This is a genomic window from Paraburkholderia caledonica NBRC 102488 (assembly GCF_000685095.1).
In the GTDB taxonomy this organism is placed as follows: domain Bacteria; phylum Pseudomonadota; class Gammaproteobacteria; order Burkholderiales; family Burkholderiaceae; genus Paraburkholderia; species Paraburkholderia caledonica.
The window spans coordinates 187,341-205,147 of record NZ_BAYE01000002.1 but is presented as its reverse complement, the minus strand read 5'-3'; the positions used below and the strand labels follow the sequence as shown (position 1 = coordinate 205,147).

16 protein-coding genes are annotated in these 17,807 nt (G+C 64.2%); 10 read left to right on the top strand and 6 right to left on the bottom strand.

The window, feature by feature from the left end; translation table 11 throughout:
• Positions 1-2: 2 nt before the first annotated feature.
• The 3 genes from BCA01S_RS04775 to BCA01S_RS04765 form a co-directional block, all read right to left on the bottom strand.
• The gene (locus BCA01S_RS04775) at positions 3-1,703 is read right to left on the bottom strand and encodes a formylmethanofuran dehydrogenase subunit A (protein ID WP_027775938.1); all 1,701 of its coding nucleotides are present in this window, start codon (positions 1,701-1,703) and stop codon (positions 3-5) included.
• Positions 1,700-3,130, bottom strand: a complete 1,431-nt coding sequence (locus tag BCA01S_RS04770; protein ID WP_042317970.1) for a molybdopterin-binding domain-containing protein — start codon at positions 3,128-3,130, stop codon at positions 1,700-1,702. The genes BCA01S_RS04775 and BCA01S_RS04770 overlap by 4 nt, the downstream gene beginning before the upstream one ends.
• A 304-nt stretch (positions 3,131-3,434) precedes the next feature.
• Positions 3,435-4,181 (bottom strand): HisA/HisF-related TIM barrel protein, encoded by a 747-nt coding sequence (locus tag BCA01S_RS04765; RefSeq protein WP_027775936.1) that lies wholly within the window; start codon positions 4,179-4,181, stop codon positions 3,435-3,437.
• Between the two features lie 13 nt (positions 4,182-4,194).
• Between BCA01S_RS04765 and BCA01S_RS04760 the strand changes: the two genes are divergently transcribed.
• From BCA01S_RS04760 to BCA01S_RS04750, 3 genes are all read left to right on the top strand, one after another.
• Complete coding sequence (locus BCA01S_RS04760) at positions 4,195-5,328, top strand: ATP-grasp domain-containing protein (RefSeq protein ID WP_027775935.1); 1,134 nt, start codon at positions 4,195-4,197, stop codon at positions 5,326-5,328.
• Positions 5,325-6,449: a hydantoinase/oxoprolinase family protein gene (locus tag BCA01S_RS04755; RefSeq protein WP_027775934.1), complete on the top strand. Its 1,125-nt coding sequence runs from the start codon at positions 5,325-5,327 to the stop codon at positions 6,447-6,449. The genes BCA01S_RS04760 and BCA01S_RS04755 overlap by 4 nt, the downstream gene beginning before the upstream one ends.
• Positions 6,450-6,552: 103 nt before the next feature.
• A complete protein-coding gene (locus BCA01S_RS04750) occupies positions 6,553-7,143 on the top strand; it encodes an amino acid kinase family protein (protein ID WP_027775933.1) in 591 nt (196 codons plus the stop codon).
• Between the two features lie 63 nt (positions 7,144-7,206).
• On the opposite strand, the gene BCA01S_RS04745 is transcribed toward BCA01S_RS04750, so the two are convergent.
• The 3 genes from BCA01S_RS04745 to pqqA all read right to left on the bottom strand — a co-directional run bounded on the left by BCA01S_RS04745 (position 7,207) and on the right by pqqA (position 8,775).
• Positions 7,207-7,950: a (5-formylfuran-3-yl)methyl phosphate synthase gene (locus BCA01S_RS04745; RefSeq protein WP_027775932.1), complete on the bottom strand. Its 744-nt coding sequence runs from the start codon at positions 7,948-7,950 to the stop codon at positions 7,207-7,209.
• Positions 7,951-8,015: 65 nt separating this feature from the next.
• A complete protein-coding gene (locus BCA01S_RS04740; protein ID WP_027775931.1) occupies positions 8,016-8,600 on the bottom strand; it encodes a DUF447 domain-containing protein in 585 nt (194 codons plus the stop codon).
• Positions 8,601-8,700: 100 nt separating this feature from the next.
• Positions 8,701-8,775, bottom strand: coding sequence for a pyrroloquinoline quinone precursor peptide PqqA (gene pqqA / locus BCA01S_RS36875; RefSeq protein WP_013342881.1), 75 nt, complete (start codon positions 8,773-8,775; stop codon positions 8,701-8,703).
• A gap of 556 nt (positions 8,776-9,331) precedes the next feature.
• Between pqqA and BCA01S_RS04735 the strand changes: the two genes are divergently transcribed.
• From BCA01S_RS04735 to fba, 7 genes are all read left to right on the top strand, one after another.
• Positions 9,332-10,831 carry a form I ribulose bisphosphate carboxylase large subunit gene (locus tag BCA01S_RS04735; RefSeq protein WP_027775930.1) on the top strand — a complete coding sequence of 500 codons (1,500 nt, stop codon included), beginning with the start codon at positions 9,332-9,334 and terminating at the stop codon, positions 10,829-10,831.
• Between the two features lie 109 nt (positions 10,832-10,940).
• Complete coding sequence (locus BCA01S_RS04730; protein WP_027775929.1) at positions 10,941-11,369, top strand: ribulose bisphosphate carboxylase small subunit; 429 nt, start codon at positions 10,941-10,943, stop codon at positions 11,367-11,369.
• Positions 11,370-11,450: 81 nt separating this feature from the next.
• Complete coding sequence (cbbX, locus tag BCA01S_RS04725) at positions 11,451-12,524, top strand: CbbX protein (RefSeq protein ID WP_027775928.1); 1,074 nt, start codon at positions 11,451-11,453, stop codon at positions 12,522-12,524.
• A gap of 25 nt (positions 12,525-12,549) precedes the next feature.
• A complete protein-coding gene (locus tag BCA01S_RS04720; RefSeq protein WP_027775927.1) occupies positions 12,550-13,665 on the top strand; it encodes a class 1 fructose-bisphosphatase in 1,116 nt (371 codons plus the stop codon).
• A 63-nt stretch (positions 13,666-13,728) separates the two neighbouring features.
• On the top strand, positions 13,729-14,601 hold the full coding sequence (locus BCA01S_RS04715; RefSeq protein ID WP_020066339.1) for a phosphoribulokinase: 873 nt from the start codon (positions 13,729-13,731) through the stop codon (positions 14,599-14,601).
• Positions 14,602-14,676: 75 nt separating this feature from the next.
• Positions 14,677-16,737 carry a transketolase gene (tkt, locus tag BCA01S_RS04710; protein WP_027775926.1) on the top strand — a complete coding sequence of 687 codons (2,061 nt, stop codon included), beginning with the start codon at positions 14,677-14,679 and terminating at the stop codon, positions 16,735-16,737.
• 32 nt (positions 16,738-16,769) lie between these two features.
• Positions 16,770-17,807, top strand: a complete 1,038-nt coding sequence (gene fba, locus BCA01S_RS04705; RefSeq protein ID WP_027775925.1) for a class II fructose-bisphosphate aldolase — start codon at positions 16,770-16,772, stop codon at positions 17,805-17,807.

Genomic DNA, 17,807 nt, shown 5'->3' with positions numbered 1-17,807 from the left:
TGTCAACCGTGCGCAAAGCATTCGACCGGCAGCAGCTTGCCGCCGCGGCAGCAGTTGCAGATTTCGTCGTCGCTGATCGCTGCATGCGCGAAGTTGCTCGCGAGATTTTTTTCGCTGTAGGCGCGAATCCGCTTCTCGATGCCCCGGTCGAATTCCGGCGACACGAAGTGGATGCCGCCCGTCGGCGTCGCGACGAGCGTGCCGTCGCGTGCCACCAGCTCGCCGTCCTTGAACACGTAAGCGGGCGACGTGAACATCCGTTCACGGTCCGGATCGTCGCGATAGACGGCAATGTCCGCCGCCGCGCCCACGCCGAGATGGCCGCGGTCGCGCAAGCCGAGCAGGCGCGCCGGTCCCGCGCGCGTGATGATTGCGATTTCGTACAGCGAAAACTCGCGTGTCAGTTGCGGTAAAGCACTCGCCACTTGTGCTTCGGCATGCAGCCTCGCCAGTTGTTCATCGCGAAACGACTTGTCCATCAAAAGACGGATCAGATGCGGATAGCTCGTGAAGGGGCCGCCGTTGGGGTGATCGGTGGTCATGGCGACGCGCCACGGGTCGTCCACGAGAAGAAAAATCTCCAGCCCGATGATCCACTGCAATGCATTCACGTAGCTCTGCTCGCGATAGCGGAACGGCACCACGCCGCACCCGGCATCGCATTCGATGTCGCCCACCACCCACTTGTGCGGCCGGGCGAGCGGCGCATTGCGGAACTGCATCATCGTGTCGCCGGAGGCCGTCACGGTCTGGCCAAAGATAATCTGGCCGACGTCGATCGACACGTTCGGCCGCGCGTTCACGGCCTCCGCGATCTGGCGCGCGCCCGACGAGAATTTCAGCGGTCCTTCCACGCCATAGCTGTGAAACTGAATATGGGTGAGGTGGACGGGAAGACCGTCGGCGGCGTCCATCGTCGCGATGGTCGAATCGATGTTGCCGGGCACGCCGAGATTGCTCGCATGCACATGCAGCGGGTGCGGCACGCGCAACTCGGTCAGCGCGCGCGTCAACGTGTGCAGCACGTCGCGCGGCGTGATGCCGTAATGCACGTGCGGTTCGTCGACATCCAACGCGCGCTGGTTGAACTTGAAGGCGGAAATGCCGCCGGGGTTCACGACCTTGACGCCCAGCGCCTTGCTTGAATGAATCGTCCAGCCGACATAGTCGCGCAGGCGCTCGAAGTCGTCGCGCGCGGCGAGCATCTGCAGGAACAGTTCGTCGTTGCCAAGCATCACGTAGGCGCCGTGATCGATGATCGGCGTGTCGCCCATTTCCAGGTGCGTGTGCCGCGCGTTGGACGGCATCATCGCCGGCTCGAACGCTGCGGTGTAGCCCATTTCCGCGTAGCGGTAGCCGGTTGCCAGCGTGCCGGGCGCGCAGACGCCGCACGAAGGCAGCCTCAGATAGCGGCCGTTCCCGTCCTGCACGGACTCATAGGCTGCGTCGCGCACGGGGTCGTCGCGGTGATCCTCGGGCAGCAGAAGGCGCGACAGATTCGTCTTGCCGCCGCCAATATGCGAATGCATGTCGATACCACCCGCCATCACGATCATGCCGGTGGCGTCGTATTCGCTGTCGGCCGGGACGTTGGCAGGTACATCGACGATGCGGCCGTCGCGAATGGCCAGGTCGCGGCGCTCGCCGTCGACGCCGTTGGCTGGATCGAAAACCGTGCCGCCCTTGAGCCGGATCAGCGTCATGGCCGCACCTGCGCGGCGGGTTGCGCGAAGGGTGGCACAGAAACAGGCGCCGGGAAGCCGCTGGGCATCCGCGCGGCAAGCTGCGCCGCCACGGTCGCGACCGTGGCAAGTGGCGCGCTGCGCGCGGCGGCGAGCGGCATCACCACCGAACTATCGACCCGGAACAGATGCCCGCCGCTATCGACGCCAGGTGTGGCGACCGGAATGAACACGGTGCCCTCGCCACGCGCCGCCGCGGTTTGCGCGAGAGCGGGGTGGCCGAGCACAATGGTCGGCATGTTTTGAGGCAATGCTTCCGGCCATGCGGGCGGCGCAAAACTGGCGACCCACAGCAGCGCGTCGATTTCGCCATCGGCGAGCAGCCTTTCGGTGCGATAGCGGTAGGGGTCGTGATCGAGCGGTGCGGTGCCGGCGCTGCGTGCCGGCTTCGAGACCCGCGTGCGAAGCGGCAGCCCCGACAGCCACGTGACGGTCTGATTGACGCTCAGCGCGCCGCCATCGCCGCCGAGCGCGAGGCCGCCTGCGCGCGAGTTAAGATTCGACGCCTTGACGATCCGGTTCAGCGCTTCGATCAGCAATGCCGCATGCGGGGCGGGCAACGAAGCGGGCTCATAAACGAACACGGTGTAGCGCGCCGCCGCGATGCGAGCCTGAAGCGCCTGCAACACATCGAGCGACTGCCTCGAGTCCTGCGCATCTGCAATGTCTTCAGTGAATGCGTTTGGCGCACGCGCGTCGCTGATGGTGGACCACAGCGCGAGCGTATCGAACGGATCGGCGTCCGGCAGGATTGCCTCGACTCGCGTGTTAGCGAGGCGGCTTGCCGCAGGATCGGGCTCGCAGCCGACGAACACCAGTTCGCGCGCCGTGTCGGTTCCTTCAATCGTGCGGGCGAAGAAGCGCGGATAGCGGCGCGACGGCTGACAGCCGAAAAATATCAGCAGATCGGCGCGGGAGCGCACTTCGGAAAGCGTCGTGAAAAACGAACCGCGGTCCTGCAGGGCGAGCGTGGCCGCGCTCATCGCATCGCCATGCTGATGATCGAGGATCGCGCCGCAGCCTGCCGCAAGCGTGTATAACGCACGCGCGCCGGCCACATCGGTCGTCAGTCCGCCGAACAGCGGACGCCGGGCCGACGACAGAATCCGCGCCGCATGAGTGAGCGCTGCGTCCAGTTCCACGTCATGTCCGTCAACGCTCGCACGGCAGTGCTCATCTGCAGCGCCGTAGCATGCGAGCGCTTGCAATAGGCGAGGGCAGTCGGTGTTATGCACGGCGAGCGTTGCGTCGCCACGCGATTCGATCGCGAGGTCGTCGCATAGCAGCGGACAGAACGGGCAGGTCCAGTCGCGTGTGATCGACGCGGCGGGCACGTGGGCCGCGCCTGAAGGCATGGTCGTCGACGGGTCAGTGGGCGGGAGGTGCATGGGGCGAAAGTTAGCAAGCTCCATGCCGATGCGTTGGAGTGCACAGCGTGAGCGGCGGCACGCAGCGCTCCGGCGGCCTATGCAAGCGCTTGCGAGGTAGATCGCGGAGACTGGGCGAAGTGCGACCAAGGGCCGAGGGCGCACGACCTGATCACCACAGGCCGCGCAAGTCTGACGCAGCGCACAGGTTGTGTGTCGTTCTGGAGCAGAGTGTCACGCGCGGCTCATTAAAGCTCGACAAAGCTTGCCGTTTGTTTACCACCACACCCCGTTCGCCGATTGGCATGGAACTTGTTTTGCTCGCCTACGTAGACGTGGCGAGCGGCATGCCGACGCGGCCGTCGTGCAGCGCAGAGGCCACGAGCCACGCGCTTGCGCCGGTGCGAGCCGCCGCCTCGATGTCGTCACGATGGCGAATCCCGCCTGCGCCGATCACGTCCGTATTGGCTGGAGCAATGGCGCGAACGCGCTCGAAGGTGGCGAGATCCGGGCCGTCGTAGCTGCCAACCTGATCGAGCGTCATCGCGATGACTCTGCGCGGCCACGACGCGGGCGTGAGTGTCGAGATGTCGGAAGGTGTTGTGGCTGTCAGCAGTTGACCGGCGCGATGGTCGAGTGAGAGTAGCGGCGAGAGCCCGGCGGTTTCGGCGGCGCGAAGGGCTTGCGGGTCTTGCAGCGATTCGGTGCCGAACACCGGCACGAGCGTCGCCAGATCGTGGGTCGCGGGCTGGCTGCCTGCGTCGATACGGTCGAAGAGCGCGAGCATCGACGCGTAGTCGGTGTAGCCAGCATCGAGCCAGATGTCGATGCCCGGCAGCGCGGCACGCAGAGCAGTGAGCGTTTGAACGTGAGCGCCCTGTTGCAGGATGGCGCCAAGGTCGGCGATATAGAGCGTGCGCGCGCCGCTCGCAGCAAGCAGCGCGCGGGCCACGGCAAGCGGTTCGCTGGTGGCCGTCAGCGACGAGCGTATCGGCAGATAGGCAGTCCGTTCGCCGCGCACCGCGCGAACGACGTGGCCGTCGAGCAGATCGAGAACCGGTATCACCTGCATAGGGGCGCATCCTTTGACCAAGATCTTTGTCTTCGAGTATCTCACCGGCGGCGGCATCGACCCCGCGCTTGCCGGGGCGGGCAGCCTCGCCGACCTGAGCGCGCTGATCGTAGAAGGCCGCGTGATGCGCGACGCGCTGGTCGCGGACCTGCGCGAAATCGACGGCGTTCAGGTCAGCTTCGCGACTTCGCGCTTCGAGACCGTCGATCCCGCGCTGGCTCATTGTATGGCCGCGCCCGGTGAATCGATGACGGCCTTCGTCGCGCGGGTGGCCCGCGAGCACGACTTCGCTTGCATCATTGCGCCGGAATGCGACGGCTTGCTGCTGCATCTGTACGACGCGGTCGGCGCGGCGCGCTGGCTCGGCTGTGCGAAGGAGGCGATTCGCGTCGCGTCGAGCAAGAGCGCGACGGCAGCCTGTCTGGCGGCGCACGGCATCGCGACCACGCCGGCCATCGAACCCGAACAGGCGGTGACCCACACGGGCAACAAATGGGTCGTCAAACCCGACGACGGTGCGGGCGGACTCGACACATTCCTGTTCGACGATTTCGCGCAAGCTTGCGCCGAATTCGACGCACGCGCGGCGCAGGGGCGCAACCCGGTTTTGCAGGAGTGGGTCGACGGCGAGCCGCTCAGTCTTTCCCTGATCTGCGATGGCGAGCGCGTCGAACTGGTCAGCATCAACCGGCAGCAGATTGGCTTGAGCGAAGGCAAGGCGCATGGGCAGCATGCGCGCATCGTCGAATTCGACGGTGTGGTGGTCAATCAGATCGACACGGCGGGCGAGCAGGGCGAGGCGCTGCGCGAGCTTGCGAAACGCGTCGCGATGGCGATGCCTGGGCTGCGCGGCTTTGCGGGCATCGACGTGGTGTGGCATCCGTCCCGTGGGCCGGTCGTCATCGAAGTCAATCCGCGCCTGACCGTGGCTTATGCAGGCCTTTCGGCCGCACTGGGTGGCAATCTCGCGGCGGCGTTGCTGGCGGCGCATGGCGTGCGCGTTCAGCTGGGCGAAACCGGTGAAACCCGTGAAACCGGCCAATCAGGTGAGTCGCGCGGGCCGGGCGAATCGGCAACAGCCGACCGACCTGCGGCCGCGGCGGCGCGCGCTCACGATGCCCGGCCTCTTTGCGGAGTTCGGCCATGAACGCGCCGCGCATGAACTCCGTGAGCGCCGCGCCGGGGTTCGGCTGGGACGTCGGCGGCGCGCACGTCAAGGTGTCGATGAACGATGCGAGCGGCGTCGTGCTCGAGGTCGCGCAGTGGGCTTGCCCGTTGTGGCAAGGGCTCGAACATCTCGAACGCACCATCGACCTCGTGTTCGAACGCTGGCCGGTCGCGAAAACCTATGCGGCGCGGCACGCCGTGACGATGACGGGCGAGATGGTCGATCTTTTCGAGGACCGCGCACAAGGCGTGCGGGCAATCGCAGCGGCGCTCGCGCAGCGGCTCGGGCCGCGCGTCGCTTTCTATGCGGGCGAGTCTGGCTGGTTGACGGCGCAGACCTGCGCGGCCGGCTGGCGCAGCGTCGCGTCGGCTAACTGGCTGGCGACCGCTCGCTGGATAGCGACGCGCGTACCGAATGCATTGCTGATCGACATCGGCAGCACGACGACCGACATCATTCCGCTTGCGAACGGGCGAGTCGTTGCGCGCGCATCGACGGATGCCGGGCGGCTCGCGACCGGTGAACTCGTCTATCAGGGCGTCGTGCGCACGCCGTTGTGCGCGATCGCGCAGCGCATCGAGTTCGGCGGGTCGGCGGTCAACGTGATGAACGAATGGTTCGCAACCACGGCAGACGTCTACCGCCTTACCGGCGAACTCGCGCCGCAATACGACCTTTACCCGAGCGCCGACAACGGCCCAAAAGACGAACTCGCGAGCAGAAGGCGGCTCGCGCGGATGATCGGCCGCGACGCCCATGAAGCGAGCCCCGCCGAATGGCGCGCGTTCGCGCAGCGTTGGCGCGAACTGCAGCTGCGCGAGATCGGTGCCAACCTGACACGCGTGACGGCGGCGCATCCCGAGCTTGCCGCCGCACCGCTCGTGGGCGCTGGCTGTGGACGCTTTCTGGCGGCGGCGCTCGCGCGTGAAGAGGCGCGCGGCTATATGGATTTCGGCTCGCTCGCGGGAGGCGCGGCCGATCAGGCGGACTGGATAGCGACGTGTGCGCCGAGCGTGGCGGTGGGGCTGCTCGCGGCGATGCACTATGCGCAGGCCGGCGGCGGCGTTCGAAGCGTCGATGCGGCTACACGCGCCGCATGAACCACGCGAGACATCCGGAGGAGGCGGGCGCAAAGAGCAAACAGGCGGGCCAGCAGGCAAGCGGACAAGCAAACGAGGTTAATCGCACACGAGGACAACGATCATGTGGGTGGTCAAGATCGGGGGCAGCCTGAGTCATGAGCCGGCGCTGCGCCAATGGCTCATCGAGCTATGCGAAGTGGGGGGCGGGCGCGTCGTCATCGTTCCGGGCGGCGGCGATTTCGCGGACAAGGTGCGGCAGTACCAAAGCGAGTGGAGCTTCGACGATCTCGCCGCGCACAACATGTGTTTGCTCGCCATGACGCAATACGCGCTCCTCATGCAAGGCGTCTTGCCCGAACTCGTGCTCGCATCGAGCGAGGCGAAGATCCGTCGCGCGCTGCGCGACGGCCACGTCGCCGTGTGGGTGCCGACTGCGCTGATGCGCGACACGCCCGACGCGATGAGCAATTGGGACACGACCTCCGACAGCCTCGCCGCGTGGCTCTCGACAATGCTTAACGCCGAGCGGCTGATCGTCGTGAAGTCATGCCCGATCTCGGGAAACGAACGGCTCGAGACGCTTGCAGCCGCAGGCGTGGTAGACCGAAGCTTTGTCGATTACGTGAATGAGGCGAACTACGTCGTCGAGCTGTTCAATAAGGACAATGTCGAACTGATGCGCGACCGGTTGCTGAATACGCCGGTCATCTGACTGAGCTGCCTCGCAGAGGTGGTTGAGCTTGCCGATCCAGCCGACGATAGCCCATGCAGCGTGCTACACGCGGACCGCGCCGGCCGCTGCCCGATCCGCCGCCATACCGGCCGCGCCAATATCGCCTGAGCCGCGATGCAATGCGTCCGCCCATTGCGCGACGCGCTGCGGATCGAGCCGGGAGCGCCTGCCGTCGACGCACAACGCGGTTCGAAAACCCGCCACATCAGGGGCGAGCGCGCGAATCTGCTTCAACTGCGCCCAGCCGAGCGAACCGGCAATGCCGCACATTCCGCCTCGTTCGCGCGTGAGCCGCAGCCATCGCCCGAGCGTGTCGGTGTCCACATGATCGAACAGCGTGCTGCCGTCTTTGGCGGAGGTGTCGAACATTACGCCGACAAAGCCGAGCGACGCCGCGTGAGCGGCCAACTCGCTGTTCATGCCGCCATCGCAAAGTAACACCGGCACGACAGCCGCCGGCAGGTTCCCTAGTTGTTCGAGGCAACGGCGGGCGGCCGGTCCAGGCGTCACGCCTACTTTCACATAATCGACGCCGGTGTCGCTCACTTCGATCACGCGCGCGGTGATCTCATTCAGCGCATCCGCGGGCAAATCGCCGATCGTCGCGCTAATCGGCTTGACCGGATAACGGGCGCGAAGCTCGCGCACGATCCGCGAGATGTCGCCGATATCGAGTCCGCCCAGCGCGCCTGCATGCGGTTCCTTCAGGTCGATCAGGTCGGCGCCTGCGCGGGCGGCATCCAATGCTTCGTCGTACGAGCGGACGCTCGCAAGCAATGCGGTCATCGGTGTTCTCCGAAAAAAGCGGGAAAAACGCGAGTAGTACGCAACTGATACGCAACTAATACAGGTCAGGCGGCCTGGCCACCCGGCGACGCAAGACGTTCGCGGTGCCGCGCGATCGCGGCGGTGAGCCAGCCCCACGCGGTGCGTTCGGCGTCGCCGGCTGTTTTGTCGATGGCGATCTGCAGATAGGCCATTTCGCGATCGACCTTGTCGGCCGGCAGCATGAAGAGCCGGCTCACGAGAATTGCGCCTTCCACCACGGCGGCCTGCGCGCGGTTGAAACCGGCGAACGGCGCATGCGTTTCGCGGTACACGCATTTCATCCGCAGTACCGGGCGCTCGTTGTCGTCACGCAATTCATCGAGTTCCAGTTCGGCATGCGCGAGCGACTCGGCGAGCCGCACGCTTGCCACGTGGCTTGCGGCTAGCGTCGGCCAATCGGTCGCGCAATGCGTGACGCAGCCGGCAAAAACGCGGACATCGGTAGTGAAATTGAGGACCGCCGCGCGCGAGGCGACGATATTGTCGAGCGTCACGGACGGACGGAACGGCGAGAGAATGACGAACTCGCCCTCGTAACGGGCTCCCATCGGCGCGACATGAGGACGGCCATCGCACGCTGCCGTAGTGACGATCGTTTCGTGAATCATGGATGGGAACGCGTGTCCTGGCAGCGCTCTAGGCCGCCCGTTCAGCTAACGATTAACAATCGATCCGCAGAGGGGCCGCATTACGCGGCCCATGCGGGCTTTAACGCGTAGCGATATACATCGTGATTTCGAAACCAAAACGCATATCGGTGTAGCTCGGAGTCGTCCATTGCATAAGGTGCTTCCTCCATCGAGTTGATACAGCGTTGCGCCGTCGGCCCGACACACTGCCGGGCTGCATTGGCTTGATCGACTACGCAAGCTCCGTGCCGGACCGGCAACGAAGACTGGAGCAGCCTATGCGGCGCCGCAATACAGCGTTCGCCGAATAACGGCGGCAGGCAGGCCCGTGCGGCATGGGCGCCGCATGAGATTCTTGCGCGGCGCACTGTTCCGATAATGCAGCAAAGTGTTCCACCGCGCACGAAAGACCCTGACGCGCGTGTCACTTACGGCGCGCGTGCGGCTTCACACTTTCGGTTGCCGTTCAGGAGCCGGAACAGGCGTCATGCTTACGCCGCGATTTCACCGAAGCAACTTTGCAGACGAGTGCATGACAGGTTCCTTTCTTCGCACTTGCTGAAAGCGTGCTCCACGATGTGCGATTGATAATGGATCGATTAAGTCTGCCAAATAAAATCGTGAATTCTCAACCATGACGTCCTTGCCTACAGTGCAGTCAAGCGCTTCGTTCTTCCGGCAGCGCGCCTGTTCACAATCGAGGATACGTCATGAACGATTTCAGTCAACCGGTGATCGAGTCCCTGCACAAGCCGCGCGATGCGGGCAATGCGCGCGAGCGCTATGCCGCCGGCGTCATGAAGTATCGCGAGATGGGCTACTGGCAACCGGATTACACGCCGAAAGACACGGACGTGATCGCACTCTTTCGCATCACGCCGCAACCGGGCGTCGATCCGGAAGAGGCTGCGGCGGCCGTGGCCGGCGAATCGTCGACGGCAACATGGACCGTGGTGTGGACCGACCGGTTGACTGCGTGCGACATGTACCGCGCAAAAGCGTATCGCGTCGATCCGGTGCCGGCGTCGAACGCGGCCGAGCCGCAGTACTTTGCGTACATCGCGTATGAACTCGATCTGTTCGAAGAAGGCTCGATCGCGAACCTGACGGCGTCGATCATAGGCAATGTATTCGGCTTCAAACCGCTGAAAGCGCTGCGGCTCGAAGACATGCGCATACCTGTTGCTTATCTGAAGACCTTCCAGGGACCGCCGACCGGAATCGTCGTGGAACGCGAGCGGCTCGACAAGTATGGCCGCCCGTTGCTGGGCGCCACCGTCAAGCCCAAGCTCGGTTTATCGGGCAAGAACTACGGCCGCGTCGTGTACGAAGGTTTGCGCGGCGGCCTCGATTTTCTGAAGGACGACGAGAACATCAACTCGCAGGCATTCATGCACTGGCGCGACCGCTTCCTGTTTTCCATGGAGGCGGTGAACCGCGCGCAAGCGGAGACCGGCGAGGTCAAGGGCCACTACCTGAATGTGACGGCGGGCACGATGGAGGACATGTATGAGCGCGCCGAATTTGCAAAGGAACTGGGTTCATGCATTGTGATGATCGACCTCGTGATCGGTTGGACCGCGATTCAGTCGATGTCGCGCTGGGCTCGCAGGAACGACATGATTCTGCACCTGCATCGGGCGGGGCACAGCACGTACACGCGTCAGCGCAATCACGGCATTTCGTTTCGCGTGATCGCGAAGTGGCTGCGCATGGCGGGCGTCGACCATGCGCATGCGGGCACGGCGGTGGGCAAGCTCGAAGGCGATCCGCTGACTGTGCAGGGCTTTTACAACGTGTGCCGCGAGGCGCGCAACGACGTCGACCTGTCGCGCGGCATTTTCTTCGAGCAGCCGTGGGCGGGCCTGCGCAAAGTAATGCCGGTGGCCTCGGGCGGCATTCACGCAGGACAGATGCATCAACTGCTCGACCTGTTCGGCGACGACGCGATCCTGCAGTTCGGCGGCGGCACCATCGGGCACCCTGGTGGCATTCAGGCGGGCGCCGTGGCCAATCGCGTCGCACTCGAGGCAATGGTGAAAGCGCGTAACGAGGGACGCGACATTCGTCACGAAGGGCCGGACATCCTGGAAGCCGCTGCGCGCTGGTGCGGACCGCTGAAGCAGGCGCTCGATACCTGGCGCGACGTGAGCTTCAACTACGCATCGACCGATTCACCGGATTTCGCCGCCACGCCGACCGCGGCATAAGCGGCGCATCGAAAGATTCCTGGCGCAGGTTCGCAGCAGTGCCGACGCACTGCGCGGGAGACCGTGTGCGCCGTTTGAACGTTGCAGTCAATCCATCGCGAGGTACGTCATGCGCATTACACAAGGTACGTTTTCTTTCTTGCCGGAACTCACGGACGAAGAGATTGGTTTGCAGATCGACTACGCGCTCGGCCAGGGCTGGGCCTGTTCCGTCGAATTCACCGACGACCCGCATCCGCGCAATACGTACTGGGAAATGTGGGGGCTGCCGATGTTCGACCTGCACGATGCGGCCGGCGTGCTGCAGGAAGTGAAGGCGTGCCGCGCCGCGCGGCCGCAGCACTACATCAAGGTCAACGCGTTCGACTCGGTGCGCGGATTCGAGACGATGCGACTGTCGTTCATCGTCAACCGGCCCGATGACGAGCCGGGTTTCCGGCTTACGCGTAGTGATGGACCCGGGCGTGTGCAGCGATATGGGTTGTCGGGCTACGCGAGCGACAAGCCATCGGGCGAGCGCTACGGTTCGACTCGCTGATAGTGGCGACGAGAGCGTAACGAGGTCCCGCGAAAGCGTGACTAAAGCGTGACTAAAGCGTGATGACCGGAGGGAGAAAGCATGACCGAAGCTGCCGCTATTGACGCCGACGCACCGTCGTCCGCAGCCGGGCACGGCATACCGGACGACCGCACGGGAAAGCACGCGAGCCGCGGGTTGCCGCCGCATATCGACCTCGCCGCGCTTTATCGCGATTCCGGCATCGGCGAGGTGCTCGCGGAACTCGACCGCGATCTCGTCGGCCTCGCGCCGGTCAAAACGCGCATTCGCGAGATCGCCGCGCATCTGCTCGTCGAGCGGGCGCGCGAATCGCTCGGTCTCGCGAGCGGCGCGCCGACGCTCCATATGTGCTTCTCAGGCAATCCCGGCACCGGCAAGACGACGGTGGCATTACGCATGGCCGAGGTGCTGCATCGGCTTGGCTACATTCGCCGCAATCATCTTGTCTCCGTCACGCGCGACGATCTGGTCGGCCAGTACATTGGCCATACCGCGCCGAAAACGCGCGATGTGCTCAAGCGCGCAATGGGCGGCGTACTGTTCATCGACGAAGCGTATTACCTGTATCGCCCGGAAAACGAACGGGACTACGGGCAGGAAGCCATAGAAATTCTGCTGCAGACAATGGAAAACCAGCGCGACGATCTGGTGGTGATCCTCGCCGGCTACGCGTCGCGCATGGAAGTGTTCTTCGAAAGTAATCCGGGTTTTCGCTCGCGCATTGCGCATCACATCACGTTTCCCGATTACGGCGACGCGGAACTGCTCGACATTGCCGAGCGCATGCTCTCGACGTTGAATTACCGCTTCGACGCCGAATCACGGCGCGCTTTCGCGGATTACCTCGCGCGGCGCACCCGCCAGCCGAATTTCGCCAATGCACGCTCGGTGCGCAACGCGCTGGACCGCTCGCGGCTGCGCCAGGCGAATCGTCTTTTCGCCGCGGCGATGCAGGGCGGCGCGCCGATCGACGCGGCCGCGTTGACACTCATTACCGCCGAAGACATTCGCGCAAGCCGCGTATTCGCCGAGCCGCTCGCGCAAAACGCCGAGCCGTCCGCGTGCTTTCGTGCGGTAGGCGTCGATGAGTCGGGCGCCGCTGCGTCGCGTGCCGTGACGGCGCCGCCAGGCTGAACCAGAACAACCTCAGGAGATCGCCATGCAAGATGGACGCACGACCCTTTCGAAGTTTCTCATCGACACGCTCGACCGCCAGCCTTGCACGGCGGGAACGGCACAAAACGCGGGGCTATCCGCGCTGCTGATCGACGTAGCCGCGGCCATCAAGTCGATCTCCGCGATGCTGACCAAGGGGGCGCTCGGCGGCAATTACGGGTCGGCGCAAAGCATCAACACACATGGCGAGGAGCAGAAGAAGCTCGATGTCGCCACCAACGAAATCTTCGTGCAGCAGTGCGAGTGGGACGGGCTGCTTGCCGCGATGGCCTCCGAAGAAATGGAGAGCGTCTACACCATTCCGCAAGGCTACCCGCGCGGCGACTATCTGCTCGCGTTCGATCCGCTCGACGGCTCGTCGAATATCGACATCAACGGCGTGGTCGGTTCGATTTTTTCGGTGCTGCGCAATGTGGATGAGCGTTCCGCCGACACGGATCGACCGGTCGGCGAATCCGCGTTTCTCAGGCCGGGCCGCGAGCAGGTCGCGGCGGGCTACGCGATTTACGGCCCTTCGACGATGCTCGTGCTCTCGGTGGGCAACGGCACGCATGGCTTCACGCTCGAGCGCGAGATCGGCAATTTCGTGCTTACGCATTCGAACATTCGCATTCCGGAGAACACCGCCGAGTTCGCCATCAACGCGTCGAACGAACGCTTCTGGGAGCCGCCCGTGCGACGCTATGTGCAGGAATGCAAGGACGGTCGCACGGGCTGCCGTACAGAGGACTTCAACATGCGCTGGATTGCGTCGATGGTCGCGGAGGTGCATCGAATCCTGATGCGCGGCGGCGTGTTCATGTATCCGCGCGACTCGAAAACGCCGGTCATGGAAGGGCGCCTGCGGCTTCTGTATGAAGCCAACCCGATGAGCTTTCTGGTCGAACAGGCCGGCGGCCTTTCCATCACGGGCCGCGAGCGCATTCTTGACGTGGTGCCGCATGCGCTGCATGGGCGCGTACCGGTGATTCTCGGCTCGCGCAACGAAGTGGAGCGCATTGGCCGCTATCACGGCGAATACGACCGTGGCGAGGATCGGCCGTTCACGTCGCCGCTCTTTGGCCGCCGCTCGCTTTTTCTGCCGGGTTTCACCGCCTGAGCGCGAGACGCCCAAGCTCGCCAGAACCGGCCGAACAGAACACTACAATCCGGAGACAAACGCATGTCAGTCAAACACCCGATCATCGCGGTGACCGGTTCGAGCGGCGCCGGCACCACGACCGTGATGAAGAGCTTCACCCATATCTTCAGGCGCGAGAAGATCAACGCGCAGATCGTGGAAGGCGACGCCTTTCATCGTTACGACCGCAACGGGATGCGCGAAGCGATGAAGCAGCACGAGCGCGACGGCGTGCCGAACTTCAGCCATTTCGGACCAGAAGCGAATTTGCTCGAAGAACTGGAGGCGCTGTTCGCGAGCTATGGCGAGAACGGCACCGGCAAGTTTCGCCATTACGTGCACGACGAAACTGAAGTGCGACTCTACAAGCAGGATGCCGGGACATTTACACCGTGGGAGGACGTGCAGCCCGGCACGAATCTGATGTTCTACGAGGGCTTGCACGGCGCGGCAGTGACCGATCGTATCGACATCGCGCGGCATGCGGATCTTCTGATCGGCGTCGTGCCGATTATCAACCTGGAATGGATTCAGAAACTGCATCGCGATCAGACCATGCGCGGTTATTCGCACGAGGCGGTGGTCGATACGATCCTGCGGCGTATGCCTGATTACGTGAACTACATATGTCCGCAATTCTCGCGCACGCACGTGAATTTTCAGCGTGTGCCGACCGTGGATACGTCGAACCCGTTTATCGCGCGCGAAATTCCTCAGCCCGACGAGAGCTTTGTGGTGATCCGCTTCGCGCGGCCCAAAGGCATCGACTTCCAGTACCTGCTGACAATGCTGCACGATTCCTTCATGTCGCGCCCCAACGTGATCGTCGTTCCGGGCGGCAAGATGGGACTCGCCATGCAACTCATCTTCACGCCGATGATTCTGCAATTGATCGACCGGCGATCACGGGCATGAGTCGCAAGGGCCTGAGCCTTCCAGGCTCCGGCTTTCAAGCGAGACATTCAGTGCAGGTTTTGAAGGAGACATTCGATGAGTGCAGTCGCAGAATCCATTGCATATCCTGAAACCCGCGTGATGGCTAACGCGCTGCGCATGCTCGCGATCGACGCCGTCGAAGCGGCGAAGTCAGGCCACCCCGGCATGCCCCTTGGCATGGCCGAGATCGCCGTCGCGCTGTGGGACCGGCATCTGAAACACAATCCGCGCAATCCGGCATGGCCTGATCGCGACCGCTTCGTGCTGTCGAACGGACATGGCTCGATGCTGTTGTACGGGTTGTTGCATCTCACGGGCTACGACCTTGCAATTGATGAACTCAAGCGCTTCCGTCAATTGCATAGCAGGACGCCGGGGCACCCCGAGGTTGGCGTAACGCCGGGTGTCGAGACGACGACCGGCCCGCTCGGACAGGGCCTCGCCAACGCGGTCGGCATGGCGCTCGCCGAGGCGCTGCTCGCGCGCGAATTCAACCGGCCCGGTCACACGATTGTCGACCATCGCACGTATGTGTTTGCCGGCGACGGCTGCCTGATGGAAGGTATCTCGCACGAAGCGGCGTCGCTCGCCGGAACGCTGAAGCTCGGCAAGCTCGCGGTGCTCTACGACGACAACGGTATCTCCATCGACGGACATGTCGCGCAGTGGTTCAGCGACGACACACCCGCGCGTTTTGCCGCATACGGCTGGCACGTCGTGCGCGACGTGGACGGCCACGACGTCGACGCTGTCGACCTCGCGCTGCGAGACGCGCGCGCGGCTGGCAAGCCCACGCTGATCTGTTGTCGGACGGTAATAGGCAAAGGGTCTCCGTCAAAAGCGGGCACGCACGACGTGCACGGCGCACCGCTCGGCGCGGAAGAGGCAGAGAAAACGCGGCGCGCACTGGGCTGGCCGCATCCGCCCTTTGCGATTCCGCAAGAGATCCGCGCGCAATGGGATGCGAGCGGGCGCGGCGAGGCCGCGGAGGCGGACTGGAAGCGCCGCTTCGAGGCCTATCGCGAGCACTATCCGCACGAGGCCGCCGAATTCGAGCGCAGAACGCGAGGCGCGCTTCCCGCGCATTGGCGCGATACGGTCCGCGCGATGCTGCGCGACGCTGACAGCGCCGCTCAATCCATCGCGACGCGCAAGGCGTCGCAGCAGAGCATCGCCGTGCTCGCCCGCGCATTGCCGGAGTTGCTGGGCGGCTCGGCCGATCTGACCGGCTCCAATCTCACCAACTGGCCTGCCGCCGTGGACATTCACGCCGACGAAGCCGGCTTGCAAGGCGGCAACTATCTGCACTACGGGGTGCGCGAGTTCGGCATGAGCGCGGCGATCAACGGTATTGCGCTGCATCGCGGGCATATCGCATTTGGTGGCACGTTCCTCACGTTTTCCGACTACTCGCGCAACGCGCTGCGCATGGCCGCGCTGATGAAAACGCGCTCGATCTTCGTGTTCACGCACGACTCGATCGGCCTTGGAGAAGACGGGCCGACTCATCAATCGATCGAACACGCAGCGAGCTTGCGGCTGATTCCCGGACTCGACGTCTGGCGTCCGTGCGATACGGTTGAGACCGCGCGCGCGTGGGCGAGCGCGGTAGAGCGCGAGGGGCCGTCGTGCCTGCTGCTGAGCCGGCAGAATCTGCCGTTTGTTGCACGGGAGAGCGAGCAGATCGACGCAATCGAGCGGGGTGGTTATGTGCTGCGGGACTGGCACGATGCGTCGGAGTCCACGAATCAACACTTGGAATCTCGCGTCATACTGATCGCTACGGGATCCGAAGTTTCGCTCGCGCTCGATGCGCTCGCGCCGCTCGCTGCCGTGGGTATCGCTGCGCGCGTCGTGTCGATGCCGTCGACGAGCGTGTTCGACCGGCAGCCCGACACATGGCGCGATGCAGTGTTGCCGCCCGACGTGCCGCGCGTCGCCGTGGAGGCGGGCGTGCGCGCGTTCTGGCGTCAGTACGTGGGTCTGGAAGGCGGCGTGGTAGGTATCGACACCTTTGGCGAATCCGCCCCGGCCGCCGATCTGTTCGACCATTTCCAGGTGACCGCGCAGGCCGTGGTGGACGAAGCCCGTCGCGTCGTGCTGCACGCTAAGTGAACAGAATCCGATTCGTCTTCGAGGAGTTTGCAATGGCCTTCATAGCACTGCGTCAACTATTGGATCACGCGGCCGAGCATGGTTACGGCGTGCCCGCGTTCAACGTCAACAACATGGAGCAGATTCACGCGATCATGCAGGCCGCGGAAGAAACCGCGAGCCCGGTGATATTGCAGGCGTCGGCGGGCGCGCGCAAATATGCGGGCGAGCCTTATCTGCGCCATCTCGTGCTAGCCGCGCTCGAAGCGCATCCGGACATTCCGCTCGTGCTGCATCAGGACCATGGCGCGAGTCCGGCGGCGTGTCAGCAGGCAATCCGTTCGGGCTTTACATCCGTGATGATGGACGGCTCGTTGCTGCCCGATCAGAAGACACCCGCAACCTATGACTACAACGTCGACGTGAGCCGGCGCGTGGTGGACGCAGCGCATGCGGTGGGTGTTTCCGTCGAAGGGGAACTCGGTTGTCTCGGGTCGCTGGAAACCGGCATGGCCGGCGAGGAAGACGGCGTCGGCGCGCAAGGGCAGCTCACGCGCGACGATCTGCTCACCGATCCGCGCGAGGCGCAGATTTTCGTGGAATCCACCGGCGTCGACGCATTGGCGATTGCGATCGGCACGTCGCACGGCGCCTATAAATTCAGCCGCCAGCCGACCGGCGATATTCTCGCCATCGGCCGGATCGTCGAAATTCACGAGCGGATTCCGAACACGCATCTCGTGATGCACGGTTCGTCGTCGGTGCCACAGGAGTGGCTCGCGATAATCCGTGAATACGGCGGTGAAATTCCCACTACGTACGGCGTTCCGGTCGAAGAAATCCAGCGCGGCATTGCGCACGGAGTGCGCAAGGTGAATATCGACACCGACATCCGGCTCGCGATGAGCGGCGCAATGCGCAAGTCGCTGGCGAACGCGCGGGCCGAGTTCGATCCGCGCGCCGCATTGAAGGCCGCAACGGCGGCTGCCCGCGGCGTCTGCGTCGAGCGCTTCGAGGCGTTCGGCTGCGCAGGGCAGGCGCCGCGCATCAAGCCATTGGCGCTTGAGGCGATGGCGCGCCGTTATCACTGA